The following is a 22,142-nucleotide window of genomic DNA, read 5'->3' as shown; positions in this document are numbered from 1 at the left end:
GGTCAAGCCCGGTCCTTTCCTCAAAGCGGCGTCACGCGCATTTCAAGCGATTCGTCTCGGCCTATGTGAATCAAGCCTTGATCGCGAAAGCAAGGCCGGCGTCATTTTCCGGCCTGGCTGGACCACCAGGCTTCAGGAAAACCGATGCCATATTCGGGCAGGTTTTCCGGGCGGACAATCGTGTTCCAATAGGCGATGAACAGCTCGCCGCGGTAGAATTGCGGAATGACATAGCTGTTGGCGAGCAGCACGCGGTCGAGCGCGCGGGCAGCAGCGACCTGCTCATCGCGATTGGGCGCAAAAATGACTTTGCGCACCAAAGCATCGACGGCCGGATTCTTGATGCCGGCGAGGTTGTTCGATCCCTGACGATCAGCAGCCGCCGAACCCCAGTAATCGGCTTGCTCGTTGCCCGGATTGGCCGACGTCGCCCAGAGCTTGACGATAATGTCGTAATCGAAGCTGCGGGTGCGGTTGGTGAATTGCGAGGCATCGACCGTGCGGATGGTCGCGTTGATGCCGATTTTCTTCAGACTCTGGACATAAGGAAGTATCGTTCGTTCCATGCCGGCGGAATCAATCAGGAATTCCATATCGAGTTGCTGGCCGGTTTTCGCATTGACCATGCGATTGCCGCGCAGTTCATATCCCGCCTCCTTCATCAGCCTGACGGCTTCGCGCAGATTGTCGCGTTGCTTGGCCGGATCGCCCGCCACGGGATTCTTGTATTCCGTCGTGAAGACCTCAGGCGGGACCTGATCCTTGAGCTCCTGAAGCAGTTCCAGTTCGCGACCCGTCGGCAGGCCTGACGAAGCCAGTTCGCTGCCCATGAAGAAGCTGTTGATACGCTGGAACTGACCGTAAGCCAGCGTGCGGTTGAGTTCCTCAAAATCGAAAGCATAGTTCAGCGCCTTGCGCAGTTTCGGGTTCTGGAACTTTTCCCGCCGCATGTTCGGCACAAAGGCCTGCATGATGCCGACGGAACGGTAGATGTTCGGCAGCTCCTCCTTCTTCACCCGGCCGTCTTTGACAGCGGGAAAATCATAACCCGTGACCCAGCGGCTGGAGGAAGCCTCCCGCGCGAAATCGATCGTGCCCGATTTAAACGCCTGGAATTCCACGTCCTGATCGGCAAAAAAGGTGTATGCGATGGTTTTGAAGTTGTTCATCCCGACATTTACGTTGACGTCCTTGCCCCAATAATCGTCACGGCGTTCATAAGTGATGGTCGATCCAGGGGCGACGGCAGCGATCTTGTAGGGGCCGGAACCCATCACAGGCTCCAGCGTGCCGCGCGATATGTCACGCGGTTTGCCGTCCGGGCCCGCGCCCTCCCACCAGTGCTTGGGAACGATCAGCAATTGACCGACGATCTGCGGCAGCTCGCGATTGTTCTTTTCATCGAAGGTGAAGGTGATGTCCCTGTCGCCGCTCACCTCCGCCTTGGTGACGTGGGTGTAATAGGTCGCAAGCTGCGGGCTCAGGTCCTTGGCTTTTTCGAAGCTGAAAACGACATCCTCAGGCGTCACAGGCTTACCATCCGCCCACTTGGCCTCCTGACGCAGGCGGAACGTCGCTTTGGAGATATCGTCGGGATAGCTGACGCCTTCCGCCAGCAAACCATAGGAGGCCGACAGTTCCTCTTCCGTCGATTTCATCAGCGTATCGAAGACGAGCGAAAGGCCCGTCGCCGCCTCGCCCTTCGCCAGCAGCGGGTTCAGCGTATCGAAGGTGCCCGATGTGGAGAGGCGCAACGTGCCGCCTTTTGGTGCATTGGTGTTTACATAATCGAAATGGTCAAATCCATCGGGATGCTTCAGCTCCCCGACCGTCGAAATCCCCTTTCGCCAGACATCGCCCGACTGGGCGGAAGCCGCCGCCGGCATCAGAAGGGCGGACGCCATAAGGGCGATAAGAAGTCGGGATTTCAGTGGTGCCAATATCATCGGGTCAATGTCCCTGTTTTTGTGCCTGTTGCGGAGAGCATAAAAGAAACATTGGCAAAAAACAGATGCGCTGTCTCACAAGCTCTTTATCAGCGTCGTTATCCCGCCCTGAAGGGCAACACGAAACACGGTTTTAACAAAATCCCGTTCCAGTTTATTCTTGGGGCAAGAGAATCAACTGATCGGACGGGCACGGCTATATGACGGCGGGATCATCGAGAATTTTCAAGGCGACCATGCTGGCGATGTCGGTCGTCTCGTCGCTGCAGTTGCAGATCGAAACCGCGTCAGCCGAAGACAGGCCCGCAAAAGAAGTGTTCGGCCACATGGCGCTGCCTTCCGCCGCCGCATCGCAGCCGATCGGCTCCTATGCCAAGGGTTGCCAGTCCGGCGCAGTCGCCATGCCAACGGATGGTCCCGGCTGGCAGGCCATGCGCCTTTCGCGCAACCGGCGCTGGGGCCAGCCGCAGTTGATTTCCTTCCTTGAGCAATTTTCGCAGGACGCCCAGAAAATCGGCTGGCCGGGCCTGCTGCTTGGCGACATTTCCCAGCCGCGCGGCGGTCCGATGCTGACAGGCCATGCCTCGCACCAGATCGGCCTCGATGTAGATGTCTGGTGGCGGCCCATGCCCACTCCCCGGCTCACTGTCGAACAGCGCGAAACGGTGCCCTTCATCTCCATGCTGGACAAGAGCAAGTTTCTGACGGTTGACGACCGCAAGTGGTCGCCGCTGAATGCACGGCTGGTGATGATGGCGGCAAGTTACCCGCAGGTGGAGCGTGTTTTCGTCAACCCGGCGATCAAGCAGAAGCTCTGCCAGACCTGGACCGGCGATCGCACCTTCATGGGGAAGATCAGGCCGATCTACGGCCATGACGAGCATTTCCACATCCGTCTCGAATGCCCGCCCGGCGCGCCGAACTGCAAGCCGCAGGCCGCCGTCGGCAAGGGCGATGGCTGCGACAAGTCTCTTGCCTGGTGGTTCACCAAGGAGCCATGGGCGCCGCCGAAAAAGGACCCCACTGCCAAGCCGGTGAAACCGCGTCCCGTCATGGTTTCCGACCTGCCCGCTGCCTGCGCCGCCGTGGCCGCCGCTCCTTCCGCCAACCCCGAGGGGATTGCAGCCCAGGCTTATTCAACTTCGCCGACCCAGGCCGTACGCCAGCAAAGCGTGGAACAGGTCATTCAGGCGGCCCCCGCCCTGCAGCCGCCTTCGGATATTCCACTTCCGACCCAGCGCCCGACATTGAACTGAAACAGAAATGAGGCATTCAACAGCTTCCCTTTTCAAATGGCGGCAAGCTGTTATAGAAGGCTTCAAATCGATTTAATTCTACGGGGACGGGCTGGGACCATGGAAGGACAACGCTGTATCGCGCTCATCGCTCACGACGAGAAAAAGGACGATATGGCGGATTTCGCCCGTCATCACCAGAAGGCGCTTGCCAATTTCAAGATTGTCGCAACCGGCACCACCGGTGGACGGGTGCAGGAAGCCTGCCCCGGGCTTGAAGTCATTCGCCTCAAAAGCGGCCCTCTCGGCGGCGACCAGCAGATCGGCGCGATGATCGCCACTGGCCAAGTGGACATGCTGATCTTCTTTACCGATCCACTGACGGCAATGCCGCATGATGTCGACGTGAAGGCTTTGACGAGGCTTGCCACGGTCTATGATATTCCCATGGCGCTCAACCGCGCCACCGCAGAAAATCTCATCGACTTCCACGTCGCCAACTGACCCTCCCACCATGGAACAGGCAATGCCGAAGACGTCCGATACCGAATATCTGTCCTTTCCAATCCTTCTTGGCGACATCGGCGGCACCAATGCCCGCTTTTCCATCCTGATCGATTCCTTTGCGGAGCCCGTGCACCTTACAACGGTGAAGACGGCGGAATACCCAACTATTGACGACGCCATCCAGCAGGCTGTTCTGGACAAGACCTCGCTTCAGCCCGTCTCGACCATCCTTGCCATTGCCGGCCCGATCGAAGGTGACGAGATACCGCTCACCAACTGCCATTGGGTCGTCAAGCCGAAGGGAATGCTCGCCAATCTCGGCCTGAAGGACGTCATCGTCATCAATGACTTCGAGGCGCAGGCGCTCGCGATTGCGGCTCTGGATGACAACAACCGCGACGCCATCGGCTCCGGCAAAAAAGACGTGCTGGCCTCTCGCGTCGTTCTTGGACCGGGCACGGGACTTGGTGTGGCCGGCCTGGTTTATGCGCGCCATATGTGGTTTCCGGTTCCGGGCGAAGGCGGCCATATCGATATCGGCCCGAGAAGCGCGCGTGATTACGCGGTTTTCCCGCATATCGAAACCATCGAAGGTCGCGTCGCTGGCGAACAGATTCTGTGCGGGCGCGGGCTGGTCAATCTTTACCGCGCCGTCTGCAAGGCCGATGGCATCGAAGCCGTCTTTTCCGATCCGGCCGATATTACCGCGCAGGGGCTCACGGGTGAGAATGCACAGGCCAAAGAAACGCTTTCGCTTTTCAGCACCTATCTCGGCCGCGTGGCGGGCGACCTCGCGCTAATCTTCATGGCCAAGGGCGGCGTTTATCTCGCGGGCGGCATTTCGCAGAAGATCATTCCGGCGCTCAAGAGCCCGGAATTCCGGACCGCCTTTGAAGACAAGGCGCCGCACAGTGCGCTGATGCGGACCATCCCCACTTTCGTCGTCACCCACCCGCAGGCGGCCCTTTCCGGCCTCGCCACCTATGCGAGAACACCTTCCGATTTCGGCCTGGCGCTGGACGGGCGGCGCTGGAGGGTCTGATCGCCCGAACCGTTCCGACGTGATGCTTGCGAAGCGGGCGGACGGTCTTTAACGTCAATGCGGAACACATCAAACATCCGATACCGGCGGGTTCCGATCCGCCCGACATGAGAAGTGAGTGACAGCATGGGCAGCAGCGGCATGAAACTGGTGGTGGTCGGCGCGGCGGGCCGCATGGGACAGGCGTTGATCCGCCTCATTCACCAGACGCCGGGCGTTCAGCTGCATGCTGCGGTCGCGCGCGAGGGTTCGGCCTTTGTCGGCCGCGATGCCGGGGAGATTGCCGGTCTCGGCCCCATCGGCGTCGAAATCACCAGCGATCCGCTGCAGGCATTTCTCCACGCCGAAGGGGTGATCGACTTCACTTCACCGGCAACCAGCGTCACCTTTGCCGGTCTCGCTGCACAGGCCCGCATCGTGCATGTCATCGGCACCACGGGCTGCGCGCAGGAAGATGAGGAAAAATTCAAGGCGGCGTCGCGCCACGCTCGCATCGTCAAGTCGGGCAATATGAGCCTCGGTGTCAACCTGCTCAGCGTCTTGACGCAGCAGGCGGCGCAGGCGCTGGATGCGGAGAACTGGGATATTGAAATCCTGGAAATGCACCACAAGCACAAGGTGGATGCACCTTCCGGCACAGCGCTGCTGCTGGGCGAAGCCGCCGCCGCCGGCCGCAACGTCGATCTTTCCACGTCATCCGTTCGTGTGCGTGACGGCCATACCGGGGCGCGTGAGATCGGAACCATCGGCTTTGCCACCCTGCGCGGTGGTTCGGTGATCGGTGAACATTCTGTCATCTTCGCCGGCGAAGGCGAGCGCGTCGAACTTTCCCATTACGCCGGCGACCGCTCCATCTTCGCGCGCGGCGCAATCACGGCAGCGGTTTGGGCCTTCGACAAGAAGCCCGGTTTCTATTCGATGCTGGATGTGCTGGGGTTGTCGCAGGCGGAATAGTCTTCCACCTCGATTTTGACCCTAGTTTTCCACCGTGAATTCGACCGTATCGGCCGAGAAGCGGCTGATGGCGTATTGCACCGGCACGCCGTCCATATCTGCGTTCAGCGCCTGGGTTATCAGCAAGATGGCGCCTGGCGACAATTCGAGATCGGCGAGATCGCGCGTATCCGCGTGACTAGCGGAAATGACGGTCGAAATGCGCACGTAGTCAGCCACGCCAAGCATCTTGAACGCAGCCGTAATGGAGCCGCTTTTCTGATAGGCCTCTCCTATTCCGGCAAAACGGTCGGCGGGGAACCACGTGGTCGAGCGAGAGACCGGGCGAGTGTCCGCCTTGCGGAGCGTTTCGAGACGTATGAGCGGCGTACCCAGCGGCAATTGTAGTCGCGCCGCCAGATCGGCATTGGCCGGCTCGGTGATGTGGGAAAGCAGCAGCGCCTCCATTTCCTTTACCTGATCGCCGATGCCAGCCGTAAAGCGCGTGCGTAGCGATATCGGAAAGCTCAGACGCTCCTTGCGGGCGATGATCGTGCCGCGTCCCTGCATCGGCTCGAGTATGCCCTCGCTCGCCAGTGCGGCAATGGCACTCCGGACAGTATGGCGGTTGACGCCGAATTTTTGCGCCAATGTCATTTCCGGCGGTAACATGCCGGTTTCGTCGTGATCACCAGCGGCGATTTCGCCTCTGATCCGGTCGGCGATCTGCCGCCAGAGCGCCACTCCATTCTTTCTTTTCATCGTTGCCGAAGGGCTCATGTCACACGCTTGTCATTCATCGCCATTACTTGTAGCTTATATTGTATAGTTGTCTATATCAATAGACATTAGAGGTCAAGCGATGACAAACGATACGGCAGACATACACGCAGGCAGAAAAAGAGCGGCAGCGCTTCTTGCCCGCGCCACGGTTCAGGAACTTGAAACGGCTTGGAACCGCCAGGGTGAGAACCCCAAAACGGAAACCGTACGCGGGCCGGAAACCGGGCTGGTGATGGTCAAGGGCCGGATCGGCGGTGGCGGCGCTCCTTTCAACCTCGGTGAAACGACAGTCACCCGGGCGACGATCAAGCTGGCCTCCGGCACCGTGGGTCATGCGCATGTTCTCGGCACCGGTCGCAAAAAAGCTTGGTACGCCGCCGTTTTCGATGCGCTCTGGCAGGAAAGCCCGACACGGGATTTCATCGAGACCGAGCTTCTCTCGCCTCTCGAAACAAGGCTGACCGCAGAGAAAGAGCGGACAATGAAAGAGACTGCCGCCACACGGGTCGATTTCTTTACGATGGTTCGAGGAGAAGATTGATGGGTGTGAAGGCCGAAGCACTGACGGGCGGCTTCTCCGACGCCGTCTTCGATTCCCAACGGGTTTTCAAAAAACTGATGGACGGCATGGCCCGTCCGGGCACCACACAGGCGGTCGAAACAGCAGTCTTTCCGCCGCTGCCGCTTGCCGCGGCGACCGGAGCGGTTCTGCTGGCGCTCTGTGACCATGACACTCCGGTTTGGCTGAGCGGTGCACTACGAAAAACCGCTGTCTCCGGCTGGATCGGTTTTCACACTGGCGCAGCTGCGACAGAAGAAAAGGGCGCGGCACATTTCGCGGTCTTCGAGGCCGGCAGCGCCATCTCGTCCTTCGGTCTCTTCGCCCTGGGAAGCCAGGAATATCCCGACCGTTCCACCACGCTCATCATCGAGTTGCCTGATCTCGATGGCGGTCGGGAATTGCAGCTTTCCGGCCCTGGCATCCGCCACGTCAACGTGATCAGTCCTTCTGGTCTGCCCGACATATTCCCGAGGCTCTGGGCGGAGAACAACGCCTTCTTCCCGCGCGGCGTCGACGTGATCCTGACGGCTGGCGATAAATTCGTCTGCCTGCCGCGCACGACGCGCATCAAACTCGTGGAGTCATAAGATGTATGTTGCTGTCAAAGGCGGTGAAACCGCCATCGCCAATGCCCACCGGCTTCTGGCCGACAAGCGGCGCGGAGACCGGGACCTGCCGGCCATGACGGTCGCGCAGATCGTTTCACAGCTTTCGCTCGCTGTCGACAGGGTAATGGCGGAAGCGTCTCTCTACGATCAGTCGCTCGCGGCCCTTGCCATCAAGCAGGCGCGCGGCGACATGATCGAAGCCATCTTTTTGCTGCGTGCCTACCGCACCACGCTGCCGCGCTTCGGTTACTCGGTACCGGTGGACACAGCTGATATGACGGTGAAGCGGCGCGTTTCCGCGACTTACAAGGACTTGCCGGGCGGACAATTGCTGGGGCCGACCTTCGATTATACCCACCGCCTGCTCGACCCCTCTCTTCTCGAAGACCAAGCGGTCGAAGCAGCAACCCAGCGGGATAGCGAGCCGGAACATGTCATGCGCGTTTCCGATATTCTTGCCCAGGAAGGGCTCATCGAAAGCGATGGCGAGTTGCCGGACGACCATATTGCCGGTGACCTGACGCGGGAACCGATGGAATTCCCGATGTCGCGCGATCTGCGCCTGCAATCACTGGCACGCGGCGATGAGGGTTTTCTTCTGGCGCTCGCTTACTCCACGCAGCGCGGCTACGGTCGGACACATCCTTTTGTCGGCGAGATTCGCATCGGTGAAGTTGAAATCCAGCTAGACGTGCCAGAACTTGGCTTCGCGGTCTCATTGGGCGATATCCAGGTTACCGAATGCCAGATGGTGAACCAGTTCAAGGGTTCGTCCAAGGCCCCTCCGCAATTCACGCGCGGTTATGGCTTGGTGTTCGGTCAGAGCGAGCGCAAGGCGATGGCGATGTCGCTGGTCGACCGTGCACTACGCGCCGGCGAATTCGGCGAAGATGTCGTCGCGCCAGCGCAGGACGAAGAATTTGTCATCTCACACGCCGATAACGTGCAGGCAACGGGCTTCGTCGAACATCTGAAACTGCCGCATTACGTGGATTTCCAGGCTGAACTCGGGCTCGTCCGAAAAATGCGTGCTGATTTCGAAGCGACGAACGCGACTGGCGCGGAATGGATGGGCGATGCGGCCGAATGACTCAGCGGCTGTGCTGCTCGCCGAACCAGTAAGCACAAAAGACGGTCGTTGCTGCAAAGACAGCAAAGAACACGGCTACAAGAATTCCAATCTCCATGAGCTTGTACTCCTTTTTTCACAAGGCTAACGCGCAATGCTTGAAGAAGTTTCATTTGACGACGGACTGGCTGCCTACAACTTCGCCTATCTGGACGAACAGACCAAGCGGATGATCCGCCGGGCAATCCTGAAAGCCATCGCGATTCCGGGTTATCAGGTTCCCTTCGCTTCCCGTGAAATGCCCATGCCCTATGGCTGGGGCACGGGCGGTGTGCAATTGACAGCCTCCATTCTTGGCCCCGACGACGTGCTGAAGGTAATTGACCAGGGCGCCGATGACACGACCAATGCGGTTTCCATCCGCGCCTTCTTCCAGAAGGTGTCGAATGTTGCCGTCACGACCCGAACGAAGGATGCCACCATCATCCAGACGCGGCACCGCATTCCGGAAGAGGAACTGCATTCCGGCCAGGTGCTTGTCTATCAGGTACCCATTCCCGAGCCGTTGCGTTTCCTCGAGCCGCGCGAGACCGAAACGCGCGTCATGCACGCGCTGGAGGAATATGGCCTGATGCACGTCAAGCTCTATGAGGACATTGCCCGCAACGGCCGCATCTCCACCACCTACGCCTATCCGGTGAAGGTGGCCGGGCGTTATGTGATGGATCCATCGCCAACCCCGAAATTCGACAACCCGAAAATGCACATGTCGGACGCGTTGCAGCTGTTCGGCGCCGGGCGCGAGAAGCGCATCTATGCCGTACCGCCCTACACCGACGTCGTCAGCCTCGATTTCGAGGATCATCCTTTTGAAATCCAGCGCTTCGACAAGCCCTGCGCCCTGTGCGGCGCAGAAAATGTCTATCTCGACGAGGTGGTGCTTGATGACAGAGGCGGACGGATGTTCGTCTGCTCCGATACCGATCATTGCGAGGACCGCCGCGCCCATGGCCACAAGGGCCATATGCTGGCGGATGTGAAGGAGGCCGCAGAATGAGCGACGCACCGCTTCTCAAAGTCCGTGACGTTTCAAAATATTACGGTGACCGAGCCGGTTGCCGCAATGTCTCTTTCGAACTTTATCCAGGTGAAGTTCTCGCCATAGTCGGCGAATCCGGTTCCGGCAAAACCACGCTCCTCAACTGCATTTCCACCCGGCTGATGCCAACGGCAGGCAGCGTGGAATATCGCATGCGCGACGGCTCTATGCGCGATCTCTACCATATGGGTGAGGCCGAACGGCGTTTCCTGATGCGCACCGACTGGGGCTTCGTGCATCAGAACCCGGCAGACGGGTTGCGAATGGCGGTTTCGGCCGGTGCAAACGTCGGCGAGCGGCTGATGGCAGTTGGCAACCGGCATTACGGGAATATCAGGCAATCTGCCAGCGAATGGCTGGAGAGGGTGGAAATCGGCACCGACCGTATCGATGATCAGCCGCGCGCCTTCTCAGGCGGCATGCGCCAGCGTTTGCAGATCGCCCGCAATCTCGTCACCTCGCCGCGCCTGGTTTTCATGGATGAGCCAACGGGTGGTCTCGATGTGTCCGTGCAGGCGCGTCTGCTTGATCTTGTGCGTGGCCTCGTCAACGATCTCGGCCTCGCCGTCGTCGTCGTCACCCACGACCTCGCGGTAGCCCGGCTGCTGTCTCACCGCATGATGGTGATGAAGGGCGGCGACGTCATCGAGCACGGCCTGACCGACCGGGTGCTGGACGATCCGCGCGAGCCCTATACGCAATTGCTTGTTTCCTCCATCTTGCAGGTTTGACGCCATGCCGACGCCTCTCATCGTTTCGGAAGTCTTCAAAAGCTTCACCATGCATCTTCGCGACGGCATCGAACTGCCTGTCGTCCGCGATGTCAATTTCTCTGTCTGCAGCGGCGAATGCGTCGTGCTCGGCGGGCCCTCCGGCATCGGCAAGAGCTCGATCCTGAAGATGCTCTATGGCAACTATGCCATAGACAGCGGACAGATTCTGATCCGCCATGAGGGTGAAGTTGTCGACATCGGCAGCGCCTCCCCTCGCACGATCCTCGACATTCGCCATCGCACCATCGGTTATGTCAGCCAATTCCTCCGCACGGTACCCCGAGTCGCCGCCATAGACGTTGTTGCCGAACCGCTTCTGGCGCGCAGGATTGCCACTGAAGAGGCACGTGAGCAGGCGGCCGCTCTGCTTTCGAAACTTAACCTGCCGCGCGAATTGTGGTCGTTGCCGCCCGCCACTTTCTCAGGTGGTGAACAACAGCGCGTCAACATCGCCCGCGGCTTCATCACCGATCATGCGATCCTGCTGCTCGACGAGCCAACTGCTTCCCTTGATGCCACCAACCGGCGTGTCGTCGTTGAGATGATCAGGGAGAAAAAGGAAAAGGGCACGGCACTGCTCGGCATCTTTCATGATGAAGAAGTGCGGGAAGCCGTGGCCGACCGCATTCTCGACGTTTCGCAGTTTTCTCCGCGGAAGGCTGCAGCATGAGTGTGAAGGTCGGCCTTGAGCCCGTCATCCACGAAACCGCCCGCGTCACCAACAGCGCGATCGGCCGCTACACCGAAATTTCGGAGCGTTGCCGCATCGAGGAGGTCGAGATGGGCGACTATTCCTATGTCATGCAGGACGGCGCCATCTGGTGCGCGACCATCGGCAAATTCGTCAACATCGCTGCCTCCGTCCGCATCAATGCCACCAATCATCCCATGCAGCGGGCGACCTTGCATCATTTCACCTATCGCGCGCGCAATTACTGGGACGATGCGGAAGACGAGACCGATTTTTTTGCCGCTCGCCGCGCCAGACGCGTTGTGATCGGTCACGATGTTTGGATCGGCCACGGCGCCACCATCCTGCCTGGGGTCGCCGTTGGAAACGGCGCGGTGATCGGAGCAGGTGCTGTCGTCTCGAGGGACGTAGCGCCCTACACCATCGTGGGAGGTGTACCCGCAAGACTGATCCGGGAGCGTTTCCCCGCAGAACTGGGCCGGCAGATGGATGACCTCCGCTGGTGGGATTGGGATCACAGAAGACTGCGCGACGCGCTCGATGATTTTCGCAGCATGGCGGCCGAGGATTTCATCATAAAATATCGCGGCTGAAACATTACAGACCTGATCGACCCCGGGAAGTTCCCGGGGTTTGCTTTTTCAGTTTGGTGTCCTGAAGACGCGGCGGGCCGGTTCCCAGACATTCGCCGGCAAACATGCGGCCGCAACACTTGAGCTCTTTGTAATATTTTCTTCATCAAACTGACATTCGCACTTCACGCCCCGCTGTTACGCCGAACCCCGTCAAAAGAAGATTGGACGGGGAAATGAGCTTTCACCTGAAGCAAGTCACGCGCCGTTTCGGCAATCACACCGCGGTCGATTCCGTGAATGTCGAAATTCCGCAGGGCCAGATGGTCGGCGTGATTGGACGTTCAGGCGCCGGCAAGTCGACGCTGCTGCGCATGATCAACCGCCTCGTCGATCCGTCCTCGGGTTCCATTTATTTCAATGACACGGAAGTCTCGTCGCTGAAGGGGGCTGCACTGCGCAACTGGCAGCGCGACTGCGCCATGATCTTCCAGCAATTCAATCTTGTTCCGCGCCTCGACGTGCTCACCAATGTCATGCTTGGACGCCTCAACCACCGTTCCACGGCATTGAGCCTTTTAAATATCTTCACACATGAAGAGCGCCTGATGGCCATCGCCGCGCTGGAGCGGCTTGGTATCGAACATGTGGCCATGCAGGCGGCCGGTACGCTTTCCGGCGGTCAGCAGCAGCGCGTCGCCATAGCCCGCGCCCTGATGCAGTCTCCGAAGATGGTCCTTGCCGACGAGCCGATCGCCTCGCTCGACCCGCTGAACGCCAAGATCGTGATGGACGCGCTGCGCGACATCAATGAGCGTGAAGGTATCACCGTCATTACCAACCTGCACACTCTGGATACCGCGCGCAACTATTGCGAACGCATCATCGGCATGTCTCAGGGCCGCGTCGTTTTCGACGGAACGCCCGCCGAACTGACGGCCGCAGCCGTTACCGAGATTTACGGAACCGATTCTCAGGGATCCGGCATCGACGAGACCATGACCTCGACCAGCATCAATATTCCCGGCGCGCAGCTTGCCGCGCGTCCGGTGCAGCAATCTGCCGGTCCCGAACCGCTCGCTCTCGCCGGGCTCTGAGGGAACCGCCCAGCATCGTTTGCGCCCGCGTCAAGGGCCGATGGTTCACAACAAACTCCGGCTTGCCGGGAAACAGGAGAAAGTCCATGTTGAAGAAAATCCTTCTTTCGGCAGTCGCCCTTGGCGTTCTGGCCGGTTCCGCCATGGCCCAGGACGTCAAGGTCCTGCGCATCGGTCTCGACGGTTCCGAAAACGAAGCGGACCAGATCCGCAACACGAAGTGCGTAGCCGATGGCCTGAAGGCCGCGACCGGCGTTTCCGAAGTTCAGATCTTCCCATCGCCGGACTATAACGGCGTCATCCAGGGTCTGCTCGGCGGCACCATCGACATCGCCTCCATGGGCGCTTCTTCCTACGCCAAGATCGCCCTGGCCGATCCGAAGGCCGTTGATCCGATTCTGACCACCGCCGGCGCTGACGGCTCGACCGGTTACTACACGATCATGGTTGCCCGCAAGGACAGCGGCATCAAGACGCTGGCTGATGCCAAGGGCAAGAAGATCGGCTTCGCGGACCCGGATTCCACTTCCGGCTTCCTCGTTCCGAACGTCGCTATTCCGAAGGAAACCGGCGTTCCGGTCAAGGAATACTTCTCCGAAACCGGCTTTGGCGGCGGCCATGAGAACCTCGTTCTCGCCGTTCTCGACAAGAAGTTCGATGTCGGCACCACCTTTGGTTCGGGCGTGGGCAAGTGGGAAGAAGGCTACACGGCCGGCAACCTCTACCAGATGGTCAAGAAGGGCAACCTTGACATGGACGATATCGTCGAAGTCTGGAAGTCGCCACTGATCCCGAACGGCCCGCTGATGGTCACCAACAAGCTCGGCGACGCGATGAAGCAGAAGGTCGAAAACTTCTTCATGGAACTGCCGAAGAAGGACCTCGCCTGCTTCCAGGGCTTCACCCAGGGCAAGAACACCGCCTACATCAAGGTCGATCCGTCTTTCTACCAGACGATCATCGACGCCCGTAAGTCGGTTATCGGCGGCTGATCCTCAGATCATATCCGGAAGCGGCGGTGCCTTGCGGCGCCGCCGCTTTTGCAAATAAAGGAAAAGCGGCATGGCGACCACACTGCACCATGGTACCTTCTCGCCAGAAGGATTGAGCGCATCGTCCCAGACGGTCATGCGTCATTATCAACAGCAGCTTGCGACTCGGCGAATCTATACCGTCATTTCGCTCGTGATCTTTCTCGTCATCCTTGCCGTCTCCCTGAATTTCGCCAATGCGGCCAACTCAGGCAAATTTTTCGAGCGCCTGCCCTATTTCTTCGATTTCATGAAGACCTTCGTACCCGATAGTCCGCTGGAAATCTTCCGGGCCATGTTTGACCTGCCGTCGCCCTATGCGGACGGTTCGCTGAAATACAACTATGTCGCGGATCGCGTTTACATCACCAGCAGTTTCTACATCCCGCACTTCATCTACCAGCTGATCATCACTCTCAATATTGCGCTGGTCTCGACAATCATCGGCACCGGCTTCGCCTTCGTGCTCTGCTTCTTCGCCTCCACCAATCTCGTTGGCGCCGGCCTTGTGCGCTGGTTGGTGCGCCGGGTGATGGAAGTGCTGCGCGCCTTTCCTGAAATCGTCGTCGCCGGGCTTTTGACAGCCATTCTGTCGATCGGTCCGATCGCGGCGATCATCGCAATCTCGGTCCATACCATCGGCGCTCTCGGCAAGCTCTTCTTCGAAGTGGTGGAAAATGCCGACATGAAGCCGGATGAAGGCCTGCGCGCCGCCGGTGCCAACTGGCTGGAGCGGGTGCGTTTCGCCATCGTGCCGCAGGTGCTGCCAAATTTCGTTTCTTATGCGCTGTTGCGCGCCGAAATCAACGTGCGCGCCTCCACCATCATCGGCGCCGTGGGCGGCGGCGGCATCGGCGAAGTGTTCCGGCTGTCCATCGGCAATGATCATGCGTCGAAGACCTATGCCATCATCATTCTGCTGCTGATCACCATCATCGCCGTCGATCAGTTTTCCGGCTGGCTGCGCCGCAGGCTGATCGGCCATCAATCCTTCGAATTCGGACGGGGAGCGGCCTGATGTCTTCCAGCTTCATTCTCAACACTGCCGAGCGCGAGAGGCTGACGGCTGCGCATCCTGAGGTATTCAATCGCAGTTTCATGCAGCGATATGGTCTGCTTGTCGGACTTCTTGCCGTCACCGCCTACCTCGTCGGCTGCTTTTTCCTCTTCAATGTTGGTCCGGCTTTCATGCAGGGCCGATGGGATCGCGCCTCCAGCTACATCCAGGACTGGTATTCCTGGCGCGCCCAACCGCGCCTCCGTTTCGAAGCCGGCAAGGTTGAACCGCAATGGTCGAGCCGCGGTCAATATCCGGTCGATGCGAAGATCGACTGGCTGCAACCCCTGCCCGATGGCGGTTACAGCGTTGTTTATGTGGGTTCGGAAAACCGCCTCGATGTGACGCCAACCCGCGTGGATGTCTATGTCGACGGCAAGAACTATCCCGTCATGATCAACGACGACGGCGTTGTTGCACCACAGGGGCTGCCTGCCGAAATCCAGCAGGACGGCAAGAAGGTGCTGGTGCATTACGGTTTCGCCGGTCAGGCGGAAATCCGCACCAGTCAGGTTTATGTGCAGCGCCGTTTCCTTGGATGGGCGAACTTCCTGTTCGATACGAAATCGGAATTCTGGGGCAAGGGTTATGGCGAGCTTGCCGCTCTCGCTCTCTGGGAAGAGAGGCTCGATCCCGCGCGCTCCAATCTCAGCCATATGGTCGATGATTTTCTCGACAACAGTGTCTGGCAACACGCCGACATCCTGTCCAAGCTGATGCAAACGCTGGTCATGGCTTTCGTGGGTACGCTTTTCGGCACCGTCGTTGCCCTGCCGCTCGCCTTTATCGCCGCACGCAACATCACCGCGAACAGGGCGGCGAACTGGGGCATGAAGCGCCTTTTCGATTTTCTGCGCTCGATCGACATGCTCATCTGGGCACTGTTCTTCACCCGCAGCTTCGGCCCGGGACCGATCCCCGGCATTGCCGCGATCTTCTTCACCGATACCGGCGCGCTCGGAAAGGTCTATGCCGAGGCGCTGGAGAATGTCGACGACAAGCAGCGCGAGGGTGTCAAATCGGTCGGCGCCTCGCCGATTGCCGTCAATCGCTTCGGCGTGCTGCCGCAGGTTCTGCCGGTGTTCATTTCACAGTCACTCTATTTCTGGGAGAGCAACACCCGGTCCGCCACCATCATCGGTGCGGTGGGAGCCGGGGGTATCGGCCTGAAATTGCTGGAAGCGATGGGCACCAATGCCGACTGGGACAAGGTGGCCTATATGGTCCTGCTGATCCTCTTCGTCGTTTTCCTGTTCGACCACATTTCTAACTCGCTGCGTTCGCGTCTGATCGGAAAAACGCAGCATTAAACCCGGCAAGGCGGGACTTCACGTGACGCCGCAAGCGTTGGTCATCCCGCCCCGCACATCAGGAGAAGCGACTGATCCTTTCTCCGTCCCGCGTCCGTAGGGCTAACTTATCCCCAAGCGCACCCTTAACCTCTATGAGGTTCCGGGTGCGCTTTTTTCCATCCGCATCATCATTCTGTCACGGAAAGAGATTACTTCGCACTCCTGACCTTGCGGGAGGCGGGCGAGTCACGCCAAATAGCTTCTCATCCCTGGTTTTCCATGACACCGAAGAGTGCTTGCCGTGCGCTATGCCATCTATTTTTCTCCGGCTAAAGATCATCCTCTGACCGAAACGGCATCCCGCTGGCTTGGACGAAACGCGTTTTCCGGCAGACTGCATGATGACCATGCCGACTATGCAGAGATGACGGAAGAGCCCCGCCGTTATGGCTTCCACGCAACCCTGAAAGCGCCTTTCGAGCTGTCCGAGAAATACAGCGAAGCAGAGCTGCTGGTGGCCGTCGCGGACTTTGCTGCAAGCCAGCCGGCCTTTGACATTCCGCGTATCGTGGTTGGTGCACTTGGGCCATTCTTCGCCCTGGTGCCGGATCGCATTTACCAGCCGCTGCAAGACTTTGCGGCGGAGATCGTGGATCATTTCGACCGGTTCCGCGCCCCCCTGTCCGAAACAGATATTGCCCGCCGCCGGCCGCAGATGCTGACCGAAAGCCAGCGGGAAAATCTTTCGCTCTGGGGCTATCCGCATGTCATGGATGATTTCCGTTTTCACATGACGCTGACCGGCCGGATCGACGAAAGCGAACAGCCCGCCGTGCGTGAGCTTCTCACCGCACGATTTGCCGAATTCACCGACAAACCCCTCACCGTTTCCGGCCTCGCCCTGTTCATTGAAGAAACGCGCGGCGCCCCCTTCACCGTTCACAGCTGGCACCCGCTTGACCAGCAGCCAAAGGAAGATGCGACACCATGACTGAGCACGCCCTTTCCAACGCCCGTATCGTTCTGGAAGACGATATTATTCTGGGCTCCGTTCTGATCCGCGACGGCAAGATCGCCGATATCAGCGAAGGCGCCTCCAAGACCGGAGAAGATCTTGAAGGCGATTTCCTGATTCCCGGCCTGGTGGAACTGCATACCGACCATCTCGAGCAGCATTATTCGCCGCGCCCCGGTGTCATCTGGGACAAGATTGCCGCCATTCAGGCCCATGACGCACAGGTGGCGGCCTCCGGCATCACCACCGTATTCGATTGCCTGCGACTTGGCTCGGATGAAGACGGTGGTTTCAAAAAAGGTGAAATGCGGGAAATGGCTGACGCCATCGAGGCGGCGGCGGATCAGAACCGCCTGCGCTCGGACCACCTGCTGCATCTGCGTTGTGAGGTCGCTTCCGCCGATGTGCTGGAGCATTTTGAAGATTTCGAAACCGATCCGCGCGTGCGGCTGATTTCGCTGATGGATCATTCCCCGGGCCAGCGCCAGTTCCAGTCGATGGATCAGTATATTTTCTATTATCAGAAGAAGCGCGGTCTGAGCGACGAGGCGTTCGCCGAATTCGTGCGGCGCAGGCAGGCGGCGTCGGCGGAATATTCCGCCAAACATCGTGATTATCTGGCTGCCCGCTGCGCCGAGCGTGGAATCACCGTTGCGAGCCACGACGATGCAACCGAAGCGCATGTCGGCGAAGCGATTGGTCACGGCGTGAAGCTGGCGGAATTTCCCACCAGCGTCGAGGCGGCAAAAGCTTCGCACAGCGCCGGCATGAGTGTCTTGATGGGCGCCCCGAACATCGTTCGCGGCAAATCCCATTCCGGCAACATCGCCGCCCGCGATCTGGCCGAAATTGGTGTTCTGGATGTTCTCTCTTCCGACTACGTGCCCTTCAGCCTGCTCTTCGCGCCGTTCCTGCTTGCCGATCAGGTGGAAGCCATCACGCTGCCGGAAGCTCTGCGTATGGTCACCGCCACACCGGCGCGGACCGTTGGTCTTCACGACCGCGGCCGCATAGCCGGCGGTCTGCGGGCCGATCTGGTCCGGGTTCACCGCGAAGATGGCGTTCCCGTGGCACGTTCCGTCTGGCGTCTGGGCAAGCGCGTGGCATGACCGGCGACGGACAAGACAGCCGGCGCGAGGGATCGCCCGGAACCATGATCGTCATTGTCGGCCCCAGCGGGGCCGGCAAGGATACGCTGATGGATTATGCGGCAATGCAGCTGTCAGGCCGGCCGGGCTTTCACTTTACCCGCCGCGTCATTACCCGCAGTGGCGACGCGGGCGGTGAAAACCACGACGCAGTTTCCATGCAGGAATTCAACCGGCTTGAGAGTGAAGGCGCTTTCGCAGTCTCCTGGCAGGCGCATGGGCTGAAATATGGCATTCCGGCCGCTGTCTATCGTCAGCTGGACGCCGGGGACGTGGTTATCGCCAACGGTTCCCGGTCGGCCCTGCCTCAGTTCGGTATTGCTTTTTCCCGCCTGAAGGTCGTAAATATCGTGGCGCGACCGGAGGTTCTGGCACGAAGGCTGGAACAGCGAGGACGGGAGAGCCGCGACGATATCCTGCGACGGCTGGAACGTAGTGCTCTCTGTGTCGACGGCGATTTTGACGTGATCACTGTGGACAACAGCGGCGCGATCGAAGATGCGGGAAAAACAATGATGCAGCTTCTGGAGCAAAGCGTCCGCAACCGTACATAAAATCCCCGGCCGCGCTGCTCGACAAACGGGTGCGCGAGGCTTACCATCAGGCGACAATTTCCAAACATGGTACGCCAAGGCTAGGGATGCCCGAAAAGAGGCTCAGCGACGAAATAACTGTGGTGGCCGGTCTGGCCGCCGGCGTCAACAATTATGCGCGGGGGCGTGGCATCGATATCGCACCCATCTGCAAGGCTCTTGAGATCGATCCCGACAATTTCGGAAGTCTCACAGAGCGCATCAGCCTCGATAGATTATGCCGTCTGCTGGAAACCTGCGCCCTGATATCCGGCGACGACGCTTTCGGATTGCAGTGCGCCTCCACTTTTCCCGCCGGCGCGTCCGGTGCTTTCGGATATGGCCTGATCAGCGCCCCGACGGTGCGGGCGTTTCTGCGCTTTCTTCAGGATCACGTCTATTATGCGACCAATAACAGCAATTTCACCATGGTTGCAGATGCGACCGGGGTGACGCTGTCATGGTCTTTTGCACCGGTGATTGTCAAGCGTGATCAATATGTCGATCTGTCCCTGGCAATCCTGATACAGCGACTCCGCGATATTCTGGGAGAGCGCATCCATCAGATCGAGATTGGGATGGAGCGACCGAAACCCGATAATATTCAATTATTTAAAGAAAGAATGACGAAGCGGATCAGCTTTTCCCAACCGATCCATACCATGCGCCTTCCCTTATCTCTCCTCGAGGTGGCCAATCCCAACGCCGATGAACGCCTGTTCGAATTGATGAATTTGCAGTGCCGGATGCTCCGACCGGAGACATCGGCGGACGCGACGCATTTCATCGATCAGGTGAAGCGGTATATGCAGATGAGGCTTTCCGATGCGGAGCTTTCGCTCAGCGAGATTGCCCCTTATTTCAACCTTTCGGAACGCAGTTTTCAGCGGCGCCTTGCCGAACTCGGGACCAATCTCAACGAGATAAAGGATGCCATTCGCAAGAATGCCGGATTCAAGCTTCTGGTGGAAAGTGATCTTCCGGTCTCCGACATCAGTTACCGGCTTGGATATTCGACCCCAGGTGCATTTTCCCGCTCCGTTTCCCGCTGGTTCGGGGCAACACCTACGGATATTCGCCGGAAACACGCGCATCATTCCGCCGGATAATACATGGCTACAGCATCAATATTTCGGAACGAGGCATTAAAGTTGATGAATATATCAACAGTTGTCGCGATGTGTGCCGAAACATAACAATAAAATGAAAAACTTGGCGCGTCATGTTATTTTATCGGTGGAACACATCGATTATTAGAGCGCCGATCTCCTTCGGGTGTGACGAAAACATTCCAAAGCTTTGAAACTGCATTTTACGCCAGACAGATTGTCGTCGCTGGGCGTCGTTGTCGCAGGCCCTCAATGGCTGGAATAGAACGTCCGCATCGGATTTACAGGCTGCGAAAGCGGCCCCTTACCGCAAAACTCCTGAGGCCAGATGAAACCTATTGGCGAAATTGGCGTTTCTGTTCGCGTGTGGACGGAGCGGCCAACGAGCTGGTGTCGGAGAATGAACACTGCCTGCTCCTGCCCGGGAAGGGCAATCTTTTTTGAGGCTGAAAGAAATGTCTTCAAATACGCCGCATGAACATCGCCAGATGCATGAAGTCGTCCTCTCGGAGCGTGAGCGGCAATATCTGGGGCTGGTCGCGCGGGGCAAACATCCCTCACACGTCGCCGTGATAGTCGGCGCCGACGAGGCGGACGTCAAGGATACTCTGGAAAAGGTGCGCCACAGGCTGGGTGCGACCAATCTGCTGAATACCGTCAGTATTGCCCTGCTGCGCGGCCTGATCGAACAGGAGGCATAATCGCCACCTGCTCAACTCAAGCTTCCGCGACAAAGTCCTTTCCGGAAGCTGAAAACCGGATGAGCGGCTTTCTGCGTCAAAATCCTTCCATATCAATGGCGGGATCGGCGGACCAAATGGCGGCTGGACATGATGTCCGGTCCCATCGATGCAGATAAACGCAGCCATTTACGGTTTACCCGGCGGGTCACGGTCGACCCGCCGGGTTTTTAATGTCCGGTCAAAGCGATTGAATTTCGCCAAGAATATCGCTTTCGATCACGATACCGCTTTCCAACGCCTGTTTGCGGATACCTTGGCTGCGGCGACCGGGCAGGCGGACATTTTCCTGTTTTTCTATCTCCTGGGCGATGAGAGCCAGCCTTTCGGTAAAGGCAGAGCCGCCTGATGATACAGGGTCTATTGCGATAATGGTGTGTCCGAGCGAGGGGGGCGCACCCTTGTCGTCCAGAAGGGAGGAAGCCTCGAAGGCGAAGTTTCCGCCGGTAATTGCAGCGGCCATGATTTCCACCATCAGCGCCAGCGCTGCGCCCTTGGCTTCGCCCGCAGGAACCATGGTTCCTTCTATGGCCTCCTCCGGATCGGTGGTCGGTCGGCCATTTCTGTCAAGCGCCCAGTCGCCCGGAATCGTCTCCCCCTTCTGGCGCGCCGCCATGATTTTTCCGCGTGCGACCTTAGAGAGAGCCAGATCGATGACGAGTGGATCAGCGCCGCCAACGGGCGTGGCAAAGGCAATCGGGTTCGTACCATAAAGCGGCTTGCTGCCGCCCCAGGGTGCCATGGACGCAGGCGCATTGGCGAACATCAGCGCCACGAGACCCGTTTCGGCAATACGTTCGACAGTCAGCGCCATGACGCCGGCGTGATGGGAACGGTGGATGGCGGCGAGCGCGATCCCCTGCTGGCGCGCCATTTCAGGCAATTCCTCAAGCGCGAGATCGATCGCCGGATAGGCGTAACCATGATTGGCGTCGACCGAGAGGACGCCGGGCTTCACCCGTGTGGCCACCGGACGCGCCTTGCCATCGACCTTGCCTACACGGGCCTGACGCACGTAAACGGGTATACGGCGAAAACCATGACCACCCTGCCCGGCGGCCTCGGAGGCGACGAGCGCCTTTGCCACCGAGCGGGCGTTTTGCGGTAGGACGCCGTTGCGCTCAAAGATAGAGGATACGAGATCCTCCGCCTCTGCGATTGAGAATTTCATTCCGGAATGCCTCTGCTTGTGATGTCGTCAAGACCTACACCATCGAGAACATTCGCGAAATATCATTGAGGCCACACCACGGGACAGGTC

Annotated in this window: 23 protein-coding genes; 20 read left to right on the top strand and 3 right to left on the bottom strand. The window is 59.0% G+C overall.

The genetic code is table 11. From position 1 onward, the window contains the following. Nucleotides 1-101: 101 nt before the first annotated feature. Nucleotides 102-1,946: an extracellular solute-binding protein gene (locus K7A42_RS15840; protein WP_282455534.1), complete on the bottom strand. Its 1,845-nt coding sequence runs from the start codon at nucleotides 1,944-1,946 to the stop codon at nucleotides 102-104. A gap of 200 nt (nucleotides 1,947-2,146) precedes the next feature. On the opposite strand from K7A42_RS15840, the gene mepA reads away from it, so the two are divergent. The 4 genes from mepA to dapB all read left to right on the top strand — a co-directional run bounded on the left by mepA (nucleotide 2,147) and on the right by dapB (nucleotide 5,684). Further along, nucleotides 2,147-3,202, top strand: a complete 1,056-nt coding sequence (gene mepA, locus K7A42_RS15835) for a penicillin-insensitive murein endopeptidase (protein WP_174150581.1) — start codon at nucleotides 2,147-2,149, stop codon at nucleotides 3,200-3,202. Nucleotides 3,203-3,301: 99 nt separating this feature from the next. Continuing rightward, nucleotides 3,302-3,685: a methylglyoxal synthase gene (locus K7A42_RS15830; protein WP_004439265.1), complete on the top strand. Its 384-nt coding sequence runs from the start codon at nucleotides 3,302-3,304 to the stop codon at nucleotides 3,683-3,685. A gap of 22 nt (nucleotides 3,686-3,707) precedes the next feature. After that, nucleotides 3,708-4,730: a glucokinase gene (locus K7A42_RS15825; protein ID WP_035206560.1), complete on the top strand. Its 1,023-nt coding sequence runs from the start codon at nucleotides 3,708-3,710 to the stop codon at nucleotides 4,728-4,730. Between the two features lie 126 nt (nucleotides 4,731-4,856). Continuing rightward, a complete protein-coding gene (gene dapB / locus K7A42_RS15820) occupies nucleotides 4,857-5,684 on the top strand; it encodes a 4-hydroxy-tetrahydrodipicolinate reductase (protein ID WP_004439263.1) in 828 nt (275 codons plus the stop codon). A 21-nt stretch (nucleotides 5,685-5,705) separates the two neighbouring features. On the opposite strand, the gene phnF is transcribed toward dapB, so the two are convergent. Continuing rightward, complete coding sequence (gene phnF, locus K7A42_RS15815) at nucleotides 5,706-6,443, bottom strand: phosphonate metabolism transcriptional regulator PhnF (protein WP_004439262.1); 738 nt, start codon at nucleotides 6,441-6,443, stop codon at nucleotides 5,706-5,708. 82 nt (nucleotides 6,444-6,525) lie between these two features. Here phnF and phnG point away from each other — a divergent pair, with 82 nt between their 5' ends. From phnG to K7A42_RS15735, 16 genes are all read left to right on the top strand, one after another. Further along, the gene (phnG, locus tag K7A42_RS15810) at nucleotides 6,526-6,987 is read left to right on the top strand and encodes a phosphonate C-P lyase system protein PhnG (RefSeq protein WP_282455533.1); all 462 of its coding nucleotides are present in this window, start codon (nucleotides 6,526-6,528) and stop codon (nucleotides 6,985-6,987) included. Next, the gene (phnH, locus tag K7A42_RS15805) at nucleotides 6,987-7,595 is read left to right on the top strand and encodes a phosphonate C-P lyase system protein PhnH (RefSeq protein WP_282455532.1); all 609 of its coding nucleotides are present in this window, start codon (nucleotides 6,987-6,989) and stop codon (nucleotides 7,593-7,595) included. Before phnG ends, phnH begins: the two co-directional genes overlap by 1 nt. 1 nt (nucleotide 7,596) lies before the next feature. Then, entirely contained in the window at nucleotides 7,597-8,706 is a 1,110-nt protein-coding gene (locus K7A42_RS15800; protein WP_282455531.1) for a carbon-phosphorus lyase complex subunit PhnI, read from the top strand. A 133-nt stretch (nucleotides 8,707-8,839) separates the two neighbouring features. Continuing rightward, a complete protein-coding gene (locus K7A42_RS15795; RefSeq protein ID WP_004439252.1) occupies nucleotides 8,840-9,742 on the top strand; it encodes an alpha-D-ribose 1-methylphosphonate 5-phosphate C-P-lyase PhnJ in 903 nt (300 codons plus the stop codon). Further along, nucleotides 9,739-10,515, top strand: a complete 777-nt coding sequence (gene phnK / locus K7A42_RS15790) for a phosphonate C-P lyase system protein PhnK (RefSeq protein WP_004439249.1) — start codon at nucleotides 9,739-9,741, stop codon at nucleotides 10,513-10,515. The genes K7A42_RS15795 and phnK overlap by 4 nt, the downstream gene beginning before the upstream one ends. A gap of 4 nt (nucleotides 10,516-10,519) precedes the next feature. After that, nucleotides 10,520-11,227 carry a phosphonate C-P lyase system protein PhnL gene (gene phnL / locus K7A42_RS15785; RefSeq protein ID WP_004439247.1) on the top strand — a complete coding sequence of 236 codons (708 nt, stop codon included), beginning with the start codon at nucleotides 10,520-10,522 and terminating at the stop codon, nucleotides 11,225-11,227. Further along, complete coding sequence (locus K7A42_RS15780) at nucleotides 11,224-11,841, top strand: DapH/DapD/GlmU-related protein (RefSeq protein WP_035206552.1); 618 nt, start codon at nucleotides 11,224-11,226, stop codon at nucleotides 11,839-11,841. Before phnL ends, K7A42_RS15780 begins: the two co-directional genes overlap by 4 nt. 215 nt (nucleotides 11,842-12,056) lie before the next feature. Continuing rightward, nucleotides 12,057-12,917 carry a phosphonate ABC transporter ATP-binding protein gene (phnC, locus tag K7A42_RS15775; protein ID WP_282455530.1) on the top strand — a complete coding sequence of 287 codons (861 nt, stop codon included), beginning with the start codon at nucleotides 12,057-12,059 and terminating at the stop codon, nucleotides 12,915-12,917. A gap of 86 nt (nucleotides 12,918-13,003) precedes the next feature. Further along, the gene (gene phnD, locus K7A42_RS15770) at nucleotides 13,004-13,909 is read left to right on the top strand and encodes a phosphonate ABC transporter substrate-binding protein (RefSeq protein WP_004439243.1); all 906 of its coding nucleotides are present in this window, start codon (nucleotides 13,004-13,006) and stop codon (nucleotides 13,907-13,909) included. 70 nt (nucleotides 13,910-13,979) lie between these two features. After that, complete coding sequence (gene phnE / locus K7A42_RS15765) at nucleotides 13,980-14,966, top strand: phosphonate ABC transporter, permease protein PhnE (protein ID WP_282455529.1); 987 nt, start codon at nucleotides 13,980-13,982, stop codon at nucleotides 14,964-14,966. Next, a complete protein-coding gene (phnE, locus tag K7A42_RS15760) occupies nucleotides 14,966-16,315 on the top strand; it encodes a phosphonate ABC transporter, permease protein PhnE (RefSeq protein WP_037089497.1) in 1,350 nt (449 codons plus the stop codon). The genes phnE (K7A42_RS15765) and phnE (K7A42_RS15760) overlap by 1 nt, the downstream gene beginning before the upstream one ends. Nucleotides 16,316-16,589: 274 nt before the next feature. Further along, the gene (locus K7A42_RS15755) at nucleotides 16,590-17,288 is read left to right on the top strand and encodes a DUF1045 domain-containing protein (protein WP_282455528.1); all 699 of its coding nucleotides are present in this window, start codon (nucleotides 16,590-16,592) and stop codon (nucleotides 17,286-17,288) included. Next, nucleotides 17,285-18,421 (top strand): alpha-D-ribose 1-methylphosphonate 5-triphosphate diphosphatase, encoded by a 1,137-nt coding sequence (locus tag K7A42_RS15750; protein WP_004439239.1) that lies wholly within the window; start codon nucleotides 17,285-17,287, stop codon nucleotides 18,419-18,421. Before K7A42_RS15755 ends, K7A42_RS15750 begins: the two co-directional genes overlap by 4 nt. Continuing rightward, a complete protein-coding gene (phnN, locus tag K7A42_RS15745) occupies nucleotides 18,418-19,014 on the top strand; it encodes a phosphonate metabolism protein/1,5-bisphosphokinase (PRPP-forming) PhnN (protein ID WP_037089499.1) in 597 nt (198 codons plus the stop codon). Before K7A42_RS15750 ends, phnN begins: the two co-directional genes overlap by 4 nt. A gap of 86 nt (nucleotides 19,015-19,100) precedes the next feature. Beyond that, nucleotides 19,101-20,141 carry an AraC family transcriptional regulator gene (locus tag K7A42_RS15740; RefSeq protein WP_037089502.1) on the top strand — a complete coding sequence of 347 codons (1,041 nt, stop codon included), beginning with the start codon at nucleotides 19,101-19,103 and terminating at the stop codon, nucleotides 20,139-20,141. Between the two features lie 455 nt (nucleotides 20,142-20,596). After that, on the top strand, nucleotides 20,597-20,842 hold the full coding sequence (locus K7A42_RS15735) for a LuxR C-terminal-related transcriptional regulator (RefSeq protein WP_037089505.1): 246 nt from the start codon (nucleotides 20,597-20,599) through the stop codon (nucleotides 20,840-20,842). A gap of 220 nt (nucleotides 20,843-21,062) precedes the next feature. Here the strand turns inward: K7A42_RS15735 and K7A42_RS15730 are convergent, their stop codons facing one another. Continuing rightward, on the bottom strand, nucleotides 21,063-22,052 hold the full coding sequence (locus tag K7A42_RS15730) for an Ldh family oxidoreductase (RefSeq protein WP_022555390.1): 990 nt from the start codon (nucleotides 22,050-22,052) through the stop codon (nucleotides 21,063-21,065). Nucleotides 22,053-22,142: the final 90 nt, after the last annotated feature.

Source organism: Agrobacterium sp. InxBP2 (assembly GCF_026191755.1).
Classification (GTDB): Bacteria; Pseudomonadota; Alphaproteobacteria; order Rhizobiales; family Rhizobiaceae; genus Agrobacterium; species Agrobacterium pusense.
The sequence above is the reverse complement of the archived record's forward strand: the minus strand, read 5'-3'. Positions and strand labels throughout refer to the sequence as shown.